Annotated in this window: 1 protein-coding gene; it reads right to left on the bottom strand. The window is 45.8% G+C overall.

Annotated elements, in window-relative coordinates:
* Nucleotides 1-37 precede the first annotated feature (37 nt).
* Nucleotides 38-20,431: a retention module-containing protein gene (locus AACR09_RS05625; RefSeq protein WP_193836139.1), complete on the bottom strand. Its 20,394-nt coding sequence runs from the start codon at nt 20,429-20,431 to the stop codon at nt 38-40.
* Between the last annotated feature and the right edge of the window lie 40 nt (nt 20,432-20,471).

Genomic DNA, 20,471 nt, shown 5'->3' with positions numbered 1-20,471 from the left:
AATCGTTAGATTCTAATAGCTAGCCTCCAATTTGGCGTTAACCGTGAGTGATGACATTTTGTTGCACTAACGCATCCAGAATGTCTGACGGCATGGTGCCACTTAAGGTTAGTTGTGGCGCAAGGTCTTCAACCACAATCACCTGTTCTGTGGTCCCTAAACCATCAGGATTGATCGTTAGTTCAATATCATCCCCTTCCACTTTCGCGTCTATCTGTTGTAGCAATGCAGACATGTCTGGAGATGTATTCTTCAACTCAGGTAATACTTCTCGTAGGTCGATTTGGTCTCCTTCAGACAGGCTGAAATCGGTAATGGTGTCTTCAACGCCATCTTCGATATTGAGCCATACAAACGAATCCATACCATTGCCACCGGTTAGAATATCGGAACCGCCGCCACCAATGAGTGTGTCGTTACCGTCACCGCCAACCAGCGTATCGTCACCCGATCCACCTACAAGTCGGTCATTTCCAGTTCCGCCAGTGAGGTTGGTATCAAAGTTACTCGCTAAAAGTTGCACATCGTCTGTTTCAGAAGACAGATCGAGATCTATTGGATTGGCAACAATATTGAGATTCAGATCGATGTTTTGAGATATCGCAATATCGTTGTTGTCCGCCTCTTCAGATACCGCCTCAACTTTCAAGGTGTAATTACCCGGGGTTAACGGCTTCCCTAATGATGACTGCTCGACGAGTCTGAGACTATCGATCGCATCAGCGGTCGCTATCCAAGTATCACCCACCAACGAAACCGTACCCACATCACTGGTTACATCAACACCATCCGGAACATCACTAATCTTCAACGTTAACTCTTCAGTAATGTCCGTCAATGCAGCGACAATTCCAACTAAAGCGACTCCACTATTAGCGACCACAGATGAGCTGGTCGTAATGTTTCTCACATAGTTAAATGCCGGATCAATAGACAAGGTTGGCGCATTAGCGACTGGTGTCACTGCGATATTATAAACCACTGGTGCAGTTTCAATCGCGATACCAGAAGGGTTACCGCTGTCTTTGGCGATTACTTCTAAGCCAATACTATTGGTTGGAGACAAGCTCGCATCGAGGTAGACACCGTTTGGACTGGTTGGCGTATCAATCAGCGCATTCAGGTCACTCAAAGTACCAACTAAGATAACCGAACCAGTGTTGTTGCCGTTGACCATCACTGTCGTCATTGCCGGAAGTGATACGTTCAATGTACCGTAATCCACTGTCAGCGTGACTGTCATTAAGTCATTAGAAAATGCATCCACATAATCTGGGTCACTGACATTGATACCACTCAATAGCTGACCAGCATCCTCGTCAATAACCGTAGTGACACTGTCACTATTAACAACAGGCGTATCGTTCACTCCGTCGACAATCGCTGTGATCTCTGCAGTATCCGTTAGGAAATCATTAGCGCCGTTGGTTGTACCATCATCCTCGACGGTATAGGTGAACTTAACGTTACCGTTGTATTCATCAGCCGCCGTAAATATCCAGTACGGGCCAGTAATCATAGCGTCATCAGCACCACCTACGTTCTCAAAGCGCTGTAACTGGCCTTGGCCTTCGTCGAGCACCAGATTGGTCACGGTAATCGTGTCGTTTTCCGGATCGCTCGTAGCAGCAATTAAGTCTTCCTCTTTGATGATCAACTGCCCTTCTTCAAGGATGTTTCCTAAGTCGATATCCGTTGCCACCGGTTGATCATTCACTTCCGTTACCACAACGCTAATTTCGCCGGTATCTGTTAAGAAATCATCAGCGCCGTTGGTTGTACCATCGTCCTCAACGGTATAAGTGAACTTAACATCACCGTTGTATTCGTTGGCTGCGGTAAATACCCAGTACGGGCCAGTGACCGTAGCATCATCAGCACCGCCCACGTTCTCAAAGCGTTGTAATTGGCCCTGACCTTGATCGAGCACCAAACTGTTCACAGTAATCGTGTCGTTTTCCGGATCAGTGGTTGCGGAAATCAGGTCTTCCTCTTTAATGACCAGCTGTCCTTCTTCAAGCATGGTGCCCAAATCAATGTTCGATGCCACTGGCTGGTCATTGACTTCAGTAAATACAAGGCTGATTTCAGCGCTATCGGTTTTAAAATCATCCGCACCATTGGTTGTACCATCATCGATAATGGAGTAATTGAATTTAACGTCGCCGTTGAAATCATTATCTGCAATGAATATCCAGAATGGCCCCGTAACCCCAGCGTCATCAGCACCACCAGCATTTTCAAAGCGCGTTAGCTGACCTTGCCCTTGAGTAAGAGTTACGCCAGTTACCGTGAGGTTATGGTTTTCTAGATCAGAACTCGCTGCAATCAAGTCACCTTCAACAATCACGATTTGACCATCTTCCGTAATCGAACCTAAATCGACATCAGTCGCGACCGGAGCGTCATTCACTTCCGTCACCTTAATAGTGAATGTAGCTTGATTGGTTTGAGCGGTATTCGGATCACCCACGTCAATCAAGCCGTTATTACCACCATCATCGAGCGTTGCATTGATTGTGACTAAACCACTCTGGTTGAGGTAGTTCTGGTCTGGGTCTGGTTTGAAAGTCACCGCTCCATTGGTCAACGCGGTATTGATGTCAGCTTCTTTACCGGTAATCACCAACGAACCGTCTGGCTGCAATACAAACGTCACGTCAGGAGAGCTGGTAAACTCAAACACACCTTGCGCACCCGTCAGTGTTTGGTCGACTTTAAGCGTCAGTTCATATGGAGCATCTGGATTATCAAAGTTTGCGTCGACGTCGTAGATACTAAAGTTGTCGATGGCAACACTGATGTCTTCCGATGTTTCAATATTCGTTACGTTCACAAAGATCGGTTGATCGTTAATAGGATCAATCACCAGATCGACATCGAAGCTGGTTGGCGTACCTAGGTACTCTGTATTATCAGCATCAGTATCTACAGAACGTACCGTAATCTGTAGTGGACCATTGATACCCAGTACATTGCCTGTATCACTATTATGTTCTCCAGAATTGAATACGATCTTATCGAGCGACTGTGCAGGAACATCAAGTGTCCAAAGCTGCGTCGCCGGATCGTAGCTAGCCAATGTCGTGCCATCTGGATAGAAAATAGAAGCATCTTGAGGAACACCCGCCACTTCAACTCGAAGCGTTTCGGGCGCATTCTCGGTATACGTCCCGCTTCCTGTTGCAGACAATTCTTTATCCAAAATAGTCGCATTGATTTCGATATCAATGTTTTGGCCTTCATTACCTGTCACAGAATCAGTCGGGTTAGTATCGACATCATCACCAACAGGTACCACATGCAATTTGAAGCTTGGCAAGTTTGCCGCCGCAGTAGGCACACCCAGCAACGATTCTTGAGTGAAGACTTCCACACCAAACTCAGCAATACCACTGAAGTTTTTAGGCGGCAAGATCGAAATCTCACTTAAATCGAATGACAACCCCGAAGCTTGAGGCAGTTGAACACTCCACTCTCCATTACCATTATTTTTCACGGTATATGTCGAGCCAGCATCTGCACGCATTTGGAAGCCATCAGGGACATCTGTGAACTTAATCGATACAAACTGTTCTGAACCATCAAGGTCAGTCAGTGCAATCGATACAGGCCCTGTCCCCGACAAAGAAATGAGCTGGTCTTCGTTGCCAGTAATCTCGATAACATCAGGATCGCTGCCCGGTCCAGTGACAGACACGTCATCGACCACAGGAACGACTTCAAAGCTGACACTTGTAGAGAAAGTATCGGAGTCTGTTTCCGTACCCGCAGGAGAAGCAGGATCATTATAGGTTGCGGTATCTGTGACTGTACCGCTGACATTAACCTGCACTTGGTTAATATCATTACCCGTTGGGTAATTCTCGATTGCCCTAAAGAGCACGTTATCGAGTGCACCCGCTGCTATTTCAGCCTGATTAAACGTAACAGATGTGCCTAATGAAGTACCCGTGTTGTCATAGAATGCACCTATAGAAGGGTCATCCAACGTTAAAGTAATGGACGTAAACGCTTCTTGGCCGCCTTCGACGCCGGAAACCTGATCCGAAATGGTCGAATTGAAGTCGAGCTGAATATAGGTGTCTTCGTAACCCACCGGATCTTGCCCAGTTTGACCATCGGTATCAACAGGATTAAAGGCATCATCAAGAGAACCCACGACATTCACCTCAATCGTTGGATCCGTCTCAGCATCTGGTGCGACTTTGATGATAACTTCAGTCACTAAGGTCTTCTCATCGCCAGATTGTAAATCTTTGGTCACGATGGTCATTGGCAACCTAAAGTCACCAGAGTAGTTTGGTGGCAGATTCAATAACAAACCCGATGAATCGACGGCTACGCCCTGCTCAACAGTCGTCTCGTAAACATATTTCCCGTTAACAAAGTCAACATCACTTGCTCCCGACAGGCTAATTGGGAATGATGTTGTAGCATCAATGACCAGAGTACCATCAATAATCACCGTCACTTGGTCAGTAGAATCATCGCGACCCGTCAAGCTCAAAATGCCGTTGAGTGCCGCGCCGAGATCAAGCTGAGTATCCTCAACAGCGTCGATAACACTGTCTGGCACAATCGCAATATCTGCGGCAACTTTGTCAGGTGCCGTCAGCACTTCAGGATAAGAAAGCGTTACTTCTCCGGTGCGTTGCACTTGGGCGGACGTTTCATTGTTAGCATCACCAGGATCTGATACCAAAGTGAAAATTGTCATCTTGATATCATTTAAGTCCCCCACCACGTCATCTGTATCATTGGCAGGGGTAAAATCTAATCCATTGGGCGCACTGACGCTAAAGGCATCTTCATTGGTTACAACCCAACGACCACCGCCTTCGTAAGAGGCGCCAGTTACTAAAAGTTGCCCTAAAATATCATCAGATAACACGCTTCCATCGGTGTTAGTCAGCTGAACAATCACTTCGTCGACTTGCTCTTCTACTGTGCTTAAATCCGTTTCTTGGTACCGGACGACGTATTCACCGTCCCAGATTTCGTCTCCGTTAGTATCAGTCGTTTGGTTATCACTGTTAGTTGTAAATTTAATGACACCATTAGCATCAGCCGTAATCGTAGTGAGATCTCCAGAGCCATCTTCGTTTGAAACGACAATCTTGTTGTCGGCATCTCCAGGTTCAACTACGGGTCTTACACGCACATCAATCGTACCTGTAATCGTAGCGGTAACGATGCCCTGACCAGGATCAGTTGCATCAACATACTCATGATCTCGCTCTTCGATCATGACAACCGTACTAAGCGTAAAGTCTGTACTTGAATCTTCTTCGGGTATTATCTGAATAAAATTATTGTTCAGCGCAATTTGAGTAAACTCTTCTGCCGTCTGACCACTCTTAGGAGTGATGGTCAAAGTACCTGCGGCTGCATCGTAAACCCAAGTCACATCGCCATTAACCACAACACTTTCAACATCAGTTGGAATATCACTGATGACAATAGAAGTGAAATGCTCATCATTATCAATATAGTCAGTACCCTCTGGGTGCCAGTCAATGTTGATCGCGGTATCTTCATCACCATTAGTAACCGTGTTGTACGTCGCAGAGGTATCGATTCTAGGTTCGACTAGCACTCGAATTTCTTGATCAAACGTAAGCGTGTGACCATCGTTCTCAGTCACAATCACTTTACCTTGAATGTGAATATTCTCGGTTGAAGAGTCGACAGGTCTGATGCGAATGCCTGAAGTTTTACCCGCCTCAGTAATGTTCGCTTCGTAGATAGGTTTGGATAAGTCAGGACTACCGCCCGGTCCTGTTTCATAACCGACAAAGTTAAGGTCAATCACTGTACCGTCACCGTCTTCTAGAACAACCCCATCGGGTATACCCGATAGAATAACGGTTATTGATTCTGACCCATCGTCAGCTAATGGTGTAGTGCCAGTATCTGGTCTTCTCTCTCCCGACAACACGGTGAAATCAAGCTCAGCAAAGGTATCACCATTTTGGCTCTCTTGAATCGTGGTTTGAACACCAGATGTAGTGCCATCTGTAATTGCACTCCAAGCCGTGCCATTCGTTCCACCATAAGGAGTATCGGCAACGCCTTTGACTTCAACGTTGACGGTTTTAGTTCCTAGTATCTCCTCATCGATTTGGGCGCCCGTGGATAGATTTGCCGTATCTTTGACCACTCCCGTAACATCGAAGGTGAAATCGACATTACTGTGTTTGGTTGGAACAACCTCAACGTTAGCCAAATCGGAATACGCGATTTCTTGATAATCCACACCATTGATCGTGATGGTCGGAACGACTGTCGTGGTGCCTAAGAAGTAAAGCACAGCTCCTTCCGTAACATTACTGATGCGCACAAACAGTTCTTCAGAACTGTCAGAATCGACCGACCCTGTCATGGTGATGACTTCGTCTAACGTGAACGCGTCTTTATTGTCCAAAGGCCCGACGTAATCTGGATCATCGATATTGTCTTCGTTGATCTGAATTCGACTAACACTGAATGTGCCAGGGTCCGCATCTGCGGTCACATCAATAACAATACTTTGTTCCACAGAACGAGCCGTCGTCTTATCGTTTGCTCCACCGTTGGCTGAATCATCGTATGGGTTAAGCGTTTCTTCCGTAATTGCCGTCGCTTTGAACTCAATCTGCCCTGAGAAGTTATCAATAGGGTTAACTACGGTGCTATTGATATCAGCAGATGCGATGATATAAACACCATTAACGGGCGTTAACACATTGCCATTTTGATCAAGTAACTCAAACTTCCCGTCGCCTTGAACTGCTTCAAGTTCATAAGTAATCGTCTCAGTATTACTGTTATCTTGCGACTCTGCGTTCAGCTGCAACGTGACATTGTCTTCATCTTCGTTGACTTGATACTGATACGTGCTGTTGGAATCATCCCAAGTCGCAATATCCGCTACCGCTTCAATCTCGATTCTGAAGTTTGAGTTAATGGTGTGCTCCGTAGTGCCATTTTTCTCAATCTCAAGCTCATAACGAACTCGCCCACCAGTTTCATCCGAGCTAGCGTGTTGGTCTGGAACAAAGAACAGGTTGTCTATCGTCGCGATAGTTTGTCTTGGTTCACTCGGGTTTGGAGCGAAGCTTTGTTCGAGTTCAGGAGAGCCAAATATAATGCTCCCATTTGACTCAGGCACTAATTCAATGTAGTCAGCACCATCAAAGTAATAAAAAGTACCTTGGTGACTATCACCTCCGTTCGGGCTTTTAATCGTCAACTGGCCAATAGATTCAGCGTTATCTTGGTCATACAGACTAACTTGCAGCGCAACTTGCGCTGGCGCATTCGGCAAACCATTTTGGTTATCTTGAACATTCTCAAGAGTCGGCTCATCACCTGTTGCGTAAGGTATGGTTGAGTCTCTACCTGCATCCTCGAAGGTCGTCACTTTCAGCGCAATTCTTGTAGAATCCCTATCAGTAATCGTAATATCTAACGGTGTTTCAGAGGTGTCTAAATCGCCATCCGTCGCAATCACGTTAATCGAGAAGTCGATAGTGTCTAGGCCGTCATGATCGAGATAGCCGTTAGCTCTGAATTCAACCTCACCATTTGAGTTGATGCGTAGACGGCCAAGTTCACGAGTATCAGCACCGCCATTTGTTTGCTCGTAGACTCGAACTTGTTGGCTACCGCTGTTTAAATCGAAGCCGCTACTATATGGCCCATTGTTCCCGCTACGGAAAACAATATCTGCACCATTATTTGAGATACCCTCAATTCGACTCAGTACCGCGCCATCAGCCCCCACATCTATTGCATTGGCAAACATGTCGACTTTAGAGTTGCCATACCCCTGACCTTCAAGACGAGTAATCGATTGAGTTGTCACTAACGGAACATCATCGGTTACCGTAATTTTTAAGTCGATTGCGTTTGATTGGTCTTGGTCAAAATCTTCAGCCACGACCGAGAAATCAAGTTCGATGTTGTTTTCATCGGCACCATCAGGGTGTTTCAGAGGTTTAAACAGTTCAAACTGATAACTGTTGTTTGAGGTATCGAAAATAATCTCGAACACCGCTTCATTACTCGTTGCAGTTTGAGCAACGTAAGTAAATGTTGTGCCGTTTTGTGAAACAGCTAGCCACTCTAAGCTTTCTCCATCAGAGGTTAAGCCCGTCAGAACCAAATCTTCATCAACCAGCTCATACAGCACAACGCCATCCGCACCTTCATCAACAGTGAACAGTCCATTGATAATGGTATCTTCAGATTGATCGGAACCAATACCAGTAAGATCGTCTTCATCAACAACCGTTTCACCAGTCGGCGCCGTCATTACAGGCGCATCATCGATCACCTCGATTGGTAATACATATTGGTTAGAATCGTCGCCATCACCATCAACAGCAACAACATCAAACGGTATTGTGAGTGTATCGAGGTTACTCGGTGTCGTAGCGTGATTGAGAGGGCCAAGCAAGGTAAACGTGTAAGCACCATCATCAGTCAGCACTAATGTGAAGATTGGTGTTCCACTTGGGTCAGTTACGCCTTGGTAGGTGGTCGTGTTAGCAGCACCTGTGATCTCAGCGATCTTAATACCTTCACTGCCCGACGATAGCGTTGCTTCCAACGTTGATATATTACGTAGTTCGTAAACCTCGACTTGGTCTGCACCTTCTGTGGTAACAAACGAACCTGTCGCTTGTGCCAGAGCGCCCAAATCATCTTCATCAACCACAAACGTACTCGCGACAGTGGTGTCAGTAATGGTTGGAACATCATCGGTAATGGTCACGGTAAGGGGTTTCATCACTGAATCAGTGTTGTCTTTGTCAACTGCGATCACTGGCAAGGTGAAGATTTGATCATTTTTACCTTGTACAGGCAGGTGATCTAACTCTTCCAACAAGGTGAATGTGTACTCTCCTAGAACCACGCTGCTAAAGGTGATGGTGAAGATATCCGTTTGGACACCGCCGCTTTCAACGTAACCAATATAATTATCGCTGTTTAGAGGATCTTCTTTTAACTGAACCACCAAACCATCCGCTTTCAGATCGCCTGATGTGTTGAATTGAGCCGGATCAATACGGAAGTGGCTCACATCATCACTTCCTGCTGTGAAAGTAATGGTTTCAGTTTGGCTAACAGGTAAACCCGGTGAAGAACCATCAATCAGATTTGCTTCAGCCAACGCGACAGTCGGTACGGTGTCGATAGTTGGTGGCGCGCCATCGGCAATAGTTAACGTCACTGTAGACGTCACGATATCGCCGTCTTTATCTTCAGATGTCACCGTAATGGTCTTGACGATATCGCCACTAGAGTGGTCTAGATTGCGGTTAGGTTCGAAACGTACATCCCCTTCGAGATTGATAAACAAGGAACCTTCAGTGAACACAAATTCTTGCTCGCCCGTGTCGGTTTGTACCAAGGCTGTTTCAGCTTGATTGTCATACACAAACTTAGTGATTGTCGCGCCATCTGCACTTTGCGCAGGCATCACATCAAATGTCGTTGTGGTTGGTGTTCCCGTGGTTGGCTCAGTAATGTTGAGCGCACCGGATTGCATTAGCTGGACATCATCAGTAATAGTGACAGTAAGCGGTTTAGACGCTGAAATATCACCATCGGTATCTTCTGCGTAAACAGAAAGATCAAAGCTCAGATCGTTATTTCCTAAGCCATCAACATGGTCTAAACGTTCAAGCAGAGTAAATGTATATTGGCTCGGATTCGTGTCATCAAAATCCAGAGTGAAGATTACTTTCTCAACACCTGAACCATTAGTAGTAAATGCAATGTAGTCGCCTGAACCAGCTGGATCTTCACGTAAACTCAATTCAAGGCCATCAGACTTCAACGCGCCGTTGGTATTGAACAACCCTACTTCCACCACTATTTCAGCAATATCATCACTGCTTGCAAGTGAAGTAATGGTTTGAGTCATACTCACAGGGGTTACGCTAGGCGTCGAACCATCAGCAAGTAAGCTTTCTGACAATGCCACACCCGGCACAACGTCGATTGTTGGCCCATTACCATCAACAATGGTGAGCGTAACCGTCGACGAAAAGATATCGTTATCAAAATCTGAAGACGTGAACACGATTGACTTAACAATGTTCCCTGCAGAGTGATCAAGGTTTCGATTTGGCTCAAACCTCACATCACCATCTAATGTCACAAACAGTGAACCTTCCGTGAAAACAAACTCTTGTTCACCGCTAATGCTTTGATTCAGAGTAATTGGAGAGCCACCGTCGTACGTAAACTGCGTAATGTTCGCGCCGTCTGCACTTGGTATTGGCATCACATCAACGGTAGTTGTTGTTGGAGTACCAGAACTTGGTTCGGTAATGGTTAAGAAGCCATCTTGCATTTGCTGGAGGTCATCTTCTATCGTAACCACCACATCGCGCTTCGTTGATTCAGAATCATCTGTATCAACAGCATAGATAGGTAAGCGGAAAGTAAGGTCGTTGTTGAGCACGCCATCAAGATGGTCGAGTGCCTCTATCAAGGTAAATGTAAACTGAGCTTTGTTTGCACTATCAAAGCTAATGGTAAATACATCGGTAACGTTACCCATACCATCGTCGGTATAACCAATGTAGTCACCAGCAGAAGCAGGATCTTCTTTAAGTTGAACGACAAGACCACTTGATTTCAACAGATCGCCCGGATTGAATTCGTTGGTCGCAATTCTAAAGTGACTAAAATCATCACTTCCTTCGGTGTAAGTGATTGTGTGAGTCGAACTGACTGCAGAACCACTTGGCGTCGAGCCATCCGCTAGATTAACTTCCGATAAGTTAACACCTGGAACCACATTGATGACGGGATTGATACCGTCTTTGATCGTCAAAGTGACATCCGCGGTATCTGTATCGTTATCAAAATCACTGGTGGTGACGACAATCGTTCTTACGATATCGCCAGATGAATGGTCTAGATCTCGGCTCGGCTCAAAACGAACCTCCCCTTCAATGGTGATGTACAGTAAGCCATCGGTTACGGTAAAGACTTGTTCTGTGGCGATGCTTGGGTCTAACGTTACAGCTGTGCCACCATCGTAAGTAAACTGTGTTACTTTCGCGCCATCAGCACTCTGCGTTGGCATAACATCAATGATTGCCGTCGTTGGTGGCGTACCCGATGCCAAATCAGCTAATGAAGGCTCAGTGATACTCAAGGTGCCATCTTGAACACCTTGTACGTCATCGGTGATCGCAACCGTCATAGGCGACATTGCAGAATCATCACCATCCGCATCAACCGCTAAAACAGGGACATCGAAGCTTAGTATATTGTTTTGCAATCCATCTACATGATCTAACGCTTCAAGTAGTGTGAACGTGTATTGCCCTAAATTGCTCGTCGAGAAGCTGATCGTGAAGACGTTGGTTTCTACGTTAGAACCGTCTTTGACGAAGCCAATGTAATTACCAGAATTAGCTGGCTGCTCTTTTATTTCGACATCTAGGCCGTTCGATTTCAAAGCCCCTGAAGTATTGAACTGCGTAGGGTCAATTCTGAAATGGCTTACGTCGTCACTACCCGCTGTGTAGGTAATGGTTTGTGTCATTGTCACTGGATTACCGGTTGGCACAGAGCCATCGGCCAGATCCACTTCAGATAACGTAATTCCGGGAACAAGGTCGATAGTAGGAAGGTCACCATCAACAATCTTCAGTGTCACTGTCGATGTGACAATATCGCCATCGAGGTCAACAGACGTCACCTCAATCGACTTGGTAATATCACCACCAGCATGATTTTGATTACGTACCGGCTCGAATCGTATCTCACCTTCCGTCGTAATAAATACCGAACCTTCCGTGAAGACGAACTCTTGTTCACCATTCACATTCAAATCAAGACTTTCTGCAGTCTTACCATCGAAAACAAATGAAGTGACTTTGGCTCCATCAGCACTTTGGTTTGGCATCACATCAAAGGTATTTGATGTTTCAACACTTGCTGCAGGCTCACGACTGGTGATTGTGCCGTCTTGCATCAACTGCACATCGTCGCCAATGGTCACGCCAAGCTGAGAGACTAACGAGTCATCGCCATCACTATCCACCGCATACACAGGTAGATTAAAGCTTAAATCGTTGTTGCCACGCGCATCTTGATGATCCAGAGCTTCGATTAAAGTAAATGTGTATTCACCTAAGGTTCCGGAGTTAAAGTCCAACGTAAATACTGTTGTCTCAACATTAGACGAACTGGTGGTAAAGCCAATGTACTGACCAGAGCCTTGAGGTTCTTCGCGCAGTTCGACCGCTAAGCCATTCGATTTAAGTGCATCGTTAGTATTGAACTCGGTTGGTTCCAGACGGAAGCGAACCACATCATCACTTTGATTGGTAAAAGTAATCGTCTCCGTTTGACTAACCGCACTACCACTTGGCGCAGAACCATCAGCTAGGTTTGTTTCTGAAAGCGTAACACTTGGTACCGCATCGATAGTTGGAATATCACCATCGGTAATGGTCAGCGTAACGGTTGAAGTCACAGGATCGTTATCAAAATCACTTGAAGTAACCACTATCGACTTCACGATGTCTTCGCCGGCAGAGTGGTCAAGGTCACGATTTGGTTCAAAGCGCACTTGACCTTGAAGAGTGATGAATAGCTCACCTTCGGTGAAACTAAACTGCTGCTCACCTACGATGCTTTGATCGAGTGTTTTGACAATACCGCCAAATGAGAATTCAGTGATCGTCGCACCATCGGCACTCTGATTTGGCATCACATCAATGGTGTTGGTTGTGATTGTTCCGTCTGCAAGATTTGGCTCAGTGATATCTAACGTACCGTCTTGCATGATTTGAACATCATCACCAATGGTCACATTGAGTTGAGACACCAGTGAATCATCGCCATCACTGTCTACCGCATAAACAGGAAGATCAAAACTCAGATCGTTCTTATCTAGGCCATCTGCATGGTCTAGCGCTTCAAGTAAGGTGAAGGTGTATTCGCCCAACGTACTTGTAGAGAAAGCAATCGTGAATACAGGAACTTCAGCATTCGAACCATCGGCAATAAAACCGATATAAGTACCCGGATTAGCCGAATCTTCTTTTATCTCAACCGAAAATCCATTCGATTTCAGTGCACCGCCCACATTAAACTCTGTTGGCTCAATACGGAAACTCGCCACATCATCACTTTGATTGGTGAAGGTAATCGTCTCAGTCTGACTGACTGCACCGCTGCTTGGAGTTGAGCCATCTGCAAGGCTGGCTTCAGACAAGGTAACGCTTGGCACCGCATCAATGGTTGGGATATCACCATCGGTAATGGTCAGAGTTACTGTTGACGTCACCACATCGTTATCTAAATCACTTGAGGTCACCACAATCGACTTCACGATGTCTTCGCTAAGCGTATGGTCAAGATTGCGGTTTGGCTCGAAGCGCACTTCACCTTGCAAGGTGATGAACAGTGAACCTTCAGTGAATACAAACTTCTGTTCACCGATGTCGTTTTGGTCGAGTGTTATTGCCGCCCCGCCATCGTAAGTAAACTGAGTGATTGTCGCGCCATCGGCACTTTGACTAGGCATCACATCAACAGTGGCTGTCGTCGGAGTACCCGCAGCCAAATCTGCAACCGTAGGCTCAATAATATTAAGCGCTTGGTTTTGCATGACCTGTACATCATCACCAATGGTCACATTCAGTTGAGACACCAGTGAATCATCACCATCGCTATCAACGGCATAAACAGGAAGATCAAAAATCAGATCATTCTTCACTAAGCCATCTACATGGTCTAATGCTTCAAGTAAAGTGAAGGTGTATTGACCTAAATTGGTATCCGAGAAGCTAATCGTGAACACGTTAGTTTCAACGTTCGAACCATCAGTCACAAAACCGATGTAGCCACCCGGTGTAGTTGGGTCAGCTTTCAGTTCGACAGCCAATCCGTTCGATTTCAGAGCACCACCAACATTAAACTCAGTCGGTTCAATACGGAAACTCGTCACGTCATCACTTTGGTTAGTAAAGGTAATGGTTTGAGTTGAACTTACCGCACTTGCATTCGGAGCAGATCCGTCACTCAGATTCGTTTCTGACAGCGTAACGCTTGGCACTGTGTCAATGGTTGGAATATCGCCATCGGTAATGGTTAGCGTTACCGTTGAGGACACAAGATCGCTATCAGAGTCACTCGAGGTTACGACTATCGACTTCACGATATCGCCACCAGTATGGTCAAGGTTGCGACTTGGTTCGAAACGAATATCGCCTTGCAGAGTGATATACAATGACCCGTCAGCAACCACGAACTTCTGCTCACCTGTATCGTTTTGGTCAAGCGTTAATACCGCCCCACCATCGTAAGTGAACTGAGTAATAGTCGTCCCATCAGCACCTTCTTCATCAAGTACATTTACGGTAGCTGTCGTCGGTGTACCTGCTGCCAAATCTGCAACCGTTGGCTCTTCAATTGTGAGAGAGTCATTAACCATCACTTGAATATCATCAGTGATAGTCACAGCCAGTGGCGACATTAGCGAATCATCGCCGTCACTATCGACAGCGTATACTGGCAAGTTGAATGTTAGATCGTTATTGCCTTGAACAGGCGTGTGGTCAATCGCTTCCAGAAGCGTGAAGGTGTACTCACCCAAAGTAGTACTGCTGAAATCGAGTGTAAACACAGTGGTTTCGACATTCGAAATATCGGTCGTGAAACCAATATAATTGCCAGAGCCTGTTGGTTCCTCTCGAATCTCAATGCTCAAGCCATCGGACTTGAGCGCATTGTTAGTATTAAATTCACTTGGTTCTAAACGGAATTTTTCGACATCGTCACTTTGATTAGTGAAAGTGATGGTTTCCGTCTGACTAACCGCGCTGCCACTTGGCGATGAGCCATCAGTTAAATCAGCTTCTTCAAGTACAACGCTCGGTACCGAATCGATAGTCGGATTGTCACCATCAGTAATGGTCAGCGTAATGGCTGAAGTCACCGGATCGTTATCGAAGTCGCTTGAAGTCACTACTATCGACTTCACGATGTCTTCGCTAACGGAATGGTCTAGATCGCGATTAGGTTCAAAGCGCACTTCACCTTCAAGGGTGATAAACAACTCGCCTTCTGTGAAGCTGAACTGCTGTTCACCAGTGTCATTTTGATCAAGCGTTCTTAGCTGACCGTCATAAGTAAACTGAGTGATCGTCGCACCATCAGCACTTTGGTTTGGCATCACATCAATGGTGTTGGTTGTGATTGTGCCGTCTGCAAGATTTGGCTCGATAATATCTAACGTACCATCTTGCATGATTTGAACATCATCACCGATGGTCACATTCAGCTGAGACACCAGTGAATCGTCGCCGTCCGTATCAACCGCATAAACCGGCAGATCAAAACTCAGATCGTTCTTATCTAAACCATCCGCATGGTCTAACGCTTCAAGCAGAGTAAAGGTGTATTCACCCAACGTACTCGTAGAGAAAGCAATCGTGAATACAGGAACTTCAGTATTCGAGCCATCGGTAATAAAACCGATGTAAGTTCCCGGATTAGCCGAATCTTCTTTTATCTCAACGGCAAAGCCATTCGATTTCAGTGCTCCACCCACATTAAATTCAGTAGGTTCAATACGGAAACTCGCCACATCATCACTTTGATTGGTGAAGGTAATTATCTCGGTTTGACTGACTACACTGCCGCTTGGCGCAGAACCATCAGCTAGGTTTGTTTCTGAGAGCGTAACGCTTGGTACCGCATCGATAGTTGGAATATCACCATCGGTAATGGTCAGCGTAACGGTTGAAGTCACCGGATCGTTATCAAAATCACTTGAAGTAACGACAATCGACTTCACGATGTCTTCGCTGGCAGAGTGGTCAAGGTCACGATTAGGTTCAAAGCGCACTTGGCCTTGAAGAGTGATGAATAACTCACCTTCTGTGAAACTAAACTGCTGCTCACCATTGTCAGTTTGATCCAGAGTGCGAACTTGACCGTCATACGTAAACTGGGTGATCGTCGCGCCGTCAGCGCTTTGCTCTGGCATCACATCGATGGTGTTGGTTGTGATTGTGCCATCTGCAAGATTTGGCTCAGTGATATCTAACGTACCACCTTGCATGATTTGAACATCGTCACCAATGGTTACGTTAAGTTGAGAAACCAATGAATCATCGCCATCACTGTCGACGGCGTAGACTGGCAGATCAAAGCTCAGATCGTTATTTGCAAGACTATCCGCATGATCCAACGCTTCAAGCAAGGTGAAGGTGTATTGACCTAAATTGGTATCCGAGAAGCTAATCGTGAACACGTTAGTTTCAACGTTCGAACCATCAGTCACAAAACCGATGTAGCCACCCGGTGTAGTTGGGTCAGCTTTTAGCTCAACTGCCAATCCGTTCGATTTCAGAGCACCACCAACATTGAACTCCGTTGGTTCAATACGGAAGCTTGTCACATCATCACTTTGAGTGGTGTAAGTAATAGTTTGAGTTGAACTCACCGCGCTGCCACTTGGTGCAGAGCCATCACTCAGATTTGTTTCCGACAAGTTCACAGTTGGAACATTATCAATGGTTGGGATATCACCATCGGTAATGGTCAACGTGACGGTTGAGGTCAACACATCGTTATCGGAGTCACTAGACGTCACCACGATCGATTTCACGATGTCTTCGTTCAGCGTGTGGTCTAGATTACGATTAGGCTCAAAGCGCACTTCACCTTGAAGCGTGATGAATAGTTCACCTTCTGTGAAGCTAAACTGCTGCTCGCCGTTATCATTTTGGTCAAGCGTTCGAAGTTGGCCATCATAAGTGAATTGCGTCACCGTTGCGCCATCAGCACTTTGACTTGGCATCACATCAATGGTGTTAGTTGTCACTGTGCCAGCGGCCAAATCTGCGACGGTTGGCTCGACGATATCTAACGAACTATCTTGCATGATTTGAACATCATCACCGATGGTGACGTTTAACGGAGACATCAATGAATCATCGCCATCACTGTCTACCGCGTAAACAGGTAAATCAAAGCTGAGGTCGTTATTGCCACGGGCATCTTGGTGGTCCAAGGCTTCAAGTAAAGTGAAGGTATATTCACCTAATGTGGTGCTAGAAAAACTCAACGTAAATACCGTGGTTTCGACATTCGTCGCACTAGTAGTAAAACCAATGTAGTCACCCGACCCCGCCGGATCTTCACGTAACTCAACGGCTAAACCGTTCGATTTAAGATCGTCGTTAGTATTGAACTCAGTTGACTCAATACGGAAACGAACCACATCATCACTTTGATTGGTAAAAGTAATGGTTTGAGTCGAGCTTACCGTGCTGCCACTTGGAGCAGAGCCATCACTCAGATTAGTTTCAGAAAGGGTAACGCTTGGAATGACGTCGATCGTAGGGTTGTCACCATCCGTAATCGTCAACGTTACGGTTGAAGTCAGCGAGTCGTTATCGAAGTCGCTTGAGGTTACAACAATCGATTTCACGATATCTTCGCTCACCGAGTGGTCTAAGTTTCGGTTCGGCTCAAAGCGCACTTCCCCTTCAAGGGTGATAAACAACTCACCTTCAGTGAAACTGAATTGCTGTTCGCCAGTGTCATTCTGATCAAGTGTTCTTAGTTGACCGTCATAGGTGAACTGAGTGATCGTCGCGCCATCAGCACTCTGATTTGGCATCACATCAATGGTGTTAGTTGTGATTGTTCCATCAGCCAGATTTGGCTCGATGATATCTAACGTACCGTCTTGCATGATTTGGACATCATCACCGATGGTCACGTTTAGCTGAGACACCAATGAATCATCGCCATCCGTATCAACCGCATAAACGGGTAGATCAAAGCTCAGGTCGTTATTATCTAAACCATCTGCATGGTCTAGCGCTTCAAGTAAAGTAAAGGTGTATTCACCCAACGTAGTAGCAGAGAAACTAATGGCGAACACTTGGACTTCAGTGCCCGAACCATTGGTAATAAAGCCGATGTAAGTACCCGGATTAGCAGAGTCTTCTTTTATCTCGACCGCAAATCCATTCGATTTCAGTGCTCCACCCACATTGAATTCAGTAGGTTCAATACGGAAACTCGCCACATCATCACTGCCTGCAGTAAAGGTAATCGTCTCGGTTGCGCTAACTGTACTTCCGCTGGGCGCAGAGCCGTCAGTTAGATTAGTTTCAGAGAGAGTAACAGGCGGAACCAAATCAATGATTGGATCTTGGCCATCGGTAATACTTAACTCAAGCGTCGAAGTATCAGTATCGCCATCACCATCTTCGGCCAAAAATGAAAACTGTTTGACGATAGTTTCACTGCTTGTATGGTCAATATCACGAGCCACTTCAAAGCTAAAATCACCGTTCAGCGAAATGGTTACAACACCCTCAGTAAAACTGAAGGTTTGGTTCGCATCAGGAAGAAGATTTTGATCTAATGGATAATCAACACCGTCGTAGTTAAACGATTGAATTGTAGAACCATCTGCTCCTTCAAAATTGAACAGGTTATACGAAACAATAGTATCGCCCGCTAAGGTCGGCTCGGTGACTGATTCAACCTTATCAACTAACTCAACGACATCGTCTTTAACATTAACGAGGATCTCAGCAGCTTCTGGTGTGTTCGAACCTCCAGACAGTGCAGAACGGTCGCCATCTGCATCAACAGCATAAATTGGCAATGCAAAAGTTAACAGCGCATCTTCAGCGCCTTGATGAGAAAGTTCTTCATAAAGATTAAACTCATAGTTGCCCAATGAAGGGCTATCAATTTTAACGTCAAAGACCATAATTCTCGAACCATTGACCTCAACATAACCTTCGTAAGTTCTTACACCGTTGGTTTCATCAATCAACTCAAGTAGCACAGCCTCGCCATTTGAAACCAAGGTGCCATTAGTATTAAATTCAGTGGGTTCTAGCTCATAATGGTCAATGATGTCACTTTCAAAAATGTCCGCGGTGATACTGCCAGTGCCAGACACTGGCGCCGTGCCCTCTTGTGAGCCGCCAACAATACCCGCTTCATCAACATCAATACTGTCAACATTAGTGATAACAGGGCTATCGCCATCAGTAATGGCAATGTTGATCGTATTAGTTACAACATCTTGGTCGAAATCGGTAATCGTGATTGGCAAAGCGAACGTCAGTGAATCGGTACCCACTTGTTCTATCGGATTAGACTGCTCGAATTTATAGGTGCCATCGGTATCTAGAGAGATAGAGAGAACAACCTCACCTCGACCTTGGATGGACAGAGTAATCGTTGTTCCATCGTCAGACAGTCTCGCAAGCGTGTTTTGATTGTCACTGAGCAACCCATCAAACTGGTCGAGTGCGCTTGCATCAAATACGGCTGATTGAAGATTATCACTACCAATATTCGAGAACGTTCCTTCAATTGCCGCACTGCTAGTTTCAACGTTAGTGATATTGACACTTTCAGCTGACGGATCTATCCCATCAACCACGGCAACTTGCGCATTGATTGGTGTTGCTAATGGGTTTCCGGCGGAGTCTTCACCTTGAATATCAAAAGTGATGTTAATTTGATCGCCTGTATAGGAAACCTGACCACCACCAACCGACGGTACATGATCAATCGGCTGAGAAATCGTTGTTGTTAGAGAAAGCTCAATGTTATTGCCAACACTGACGACATCGATGTCGATACGTAATACTTCGTCGGTGCCTTGAACACCAACGATAGAATTGGTCGTCGCGTCATACGTGAAGATAACGGGTTGACCACTTGAGGTAATATCACTGTTTAGCTCTGTGAGTAGCGAAGTGAGGGATAAAGTTTCTGGAATGAAAGAATCAGGGGAGAGCGCTAAACTACCAGCAATAATCGTTTCGGTAGTTGTAATAGATTGGGGATAGGTATTGCCAGAAATGGAGCCTTCAGCGAGCACTTCACTGATTGATTGACCGCCCGATGAACGGGTTATTGTTCTGAACTCTTCTCGATCTTCATCAACGGTTTGTTCTGCTAGACCTGCGGTCTCAAAAAATGTCGACGGATGAGTTTCTGTGTAGTTGTAGTCAATCGTCACAAAGCCAGCGTTTGCAGAACCGAGTCCGCCACCAGCAGCCGTTGCTTCTAAGATTTGGGTCGGGTCGGCACCACCTAAAATGGCTTCTTGGATAGCAGCAAATTCATCAAAATCTCCTGCATCGGCTTGCTGTAAGTCAAAATTAACTTCTCCAGCGATCGGAGCATCAGCCCACGCTAAATCTTGATCAACACAGCCAACGCAATTGCTTGCCACCTCAGTGACACCGTTTGGGGTACCTAATACAAGCTCTGCTTGGTTGGCAGTGATAACAATCTCGTTTTCACGAATAATATCTCCAGCTGAAATTTTCCGTGCGCTTCCGTCAGACTTAACTGCAATGACTTCTCCACTCACTACCTCTACAACTGCAGCTTGGCGCGAAACTTCAATACCCATATATCCCCCGAGGTCACAAAATGCTGTATTGCCCAACATC

The sequence above is a fragment of the Vibrio sp. OPT20 genome, assembly GCF_963889365.1.
GTDB classification, from domain to species: Bacteria; Pseudomonadota; Gammaproteobacteria; order Enterobacterales; family Vibrionaceae; genus Vibrio; species Vibrio splendidus.
The sequence above is the reverse complement of the archived record's forward strand: the minus strand, read 5'-3'. Positions and strand labels throughout refer to the sequence as shown.

Coding starts and splice junctions, on each gene's coding strand:
- AACR09_RS05625 (WP_193836139.1), bottom strand. CDS start 20,431: ATGGGTATTGAAGTTTCGCGCCAAGCTGCAGTTGTAGAGGTAGTGAGT.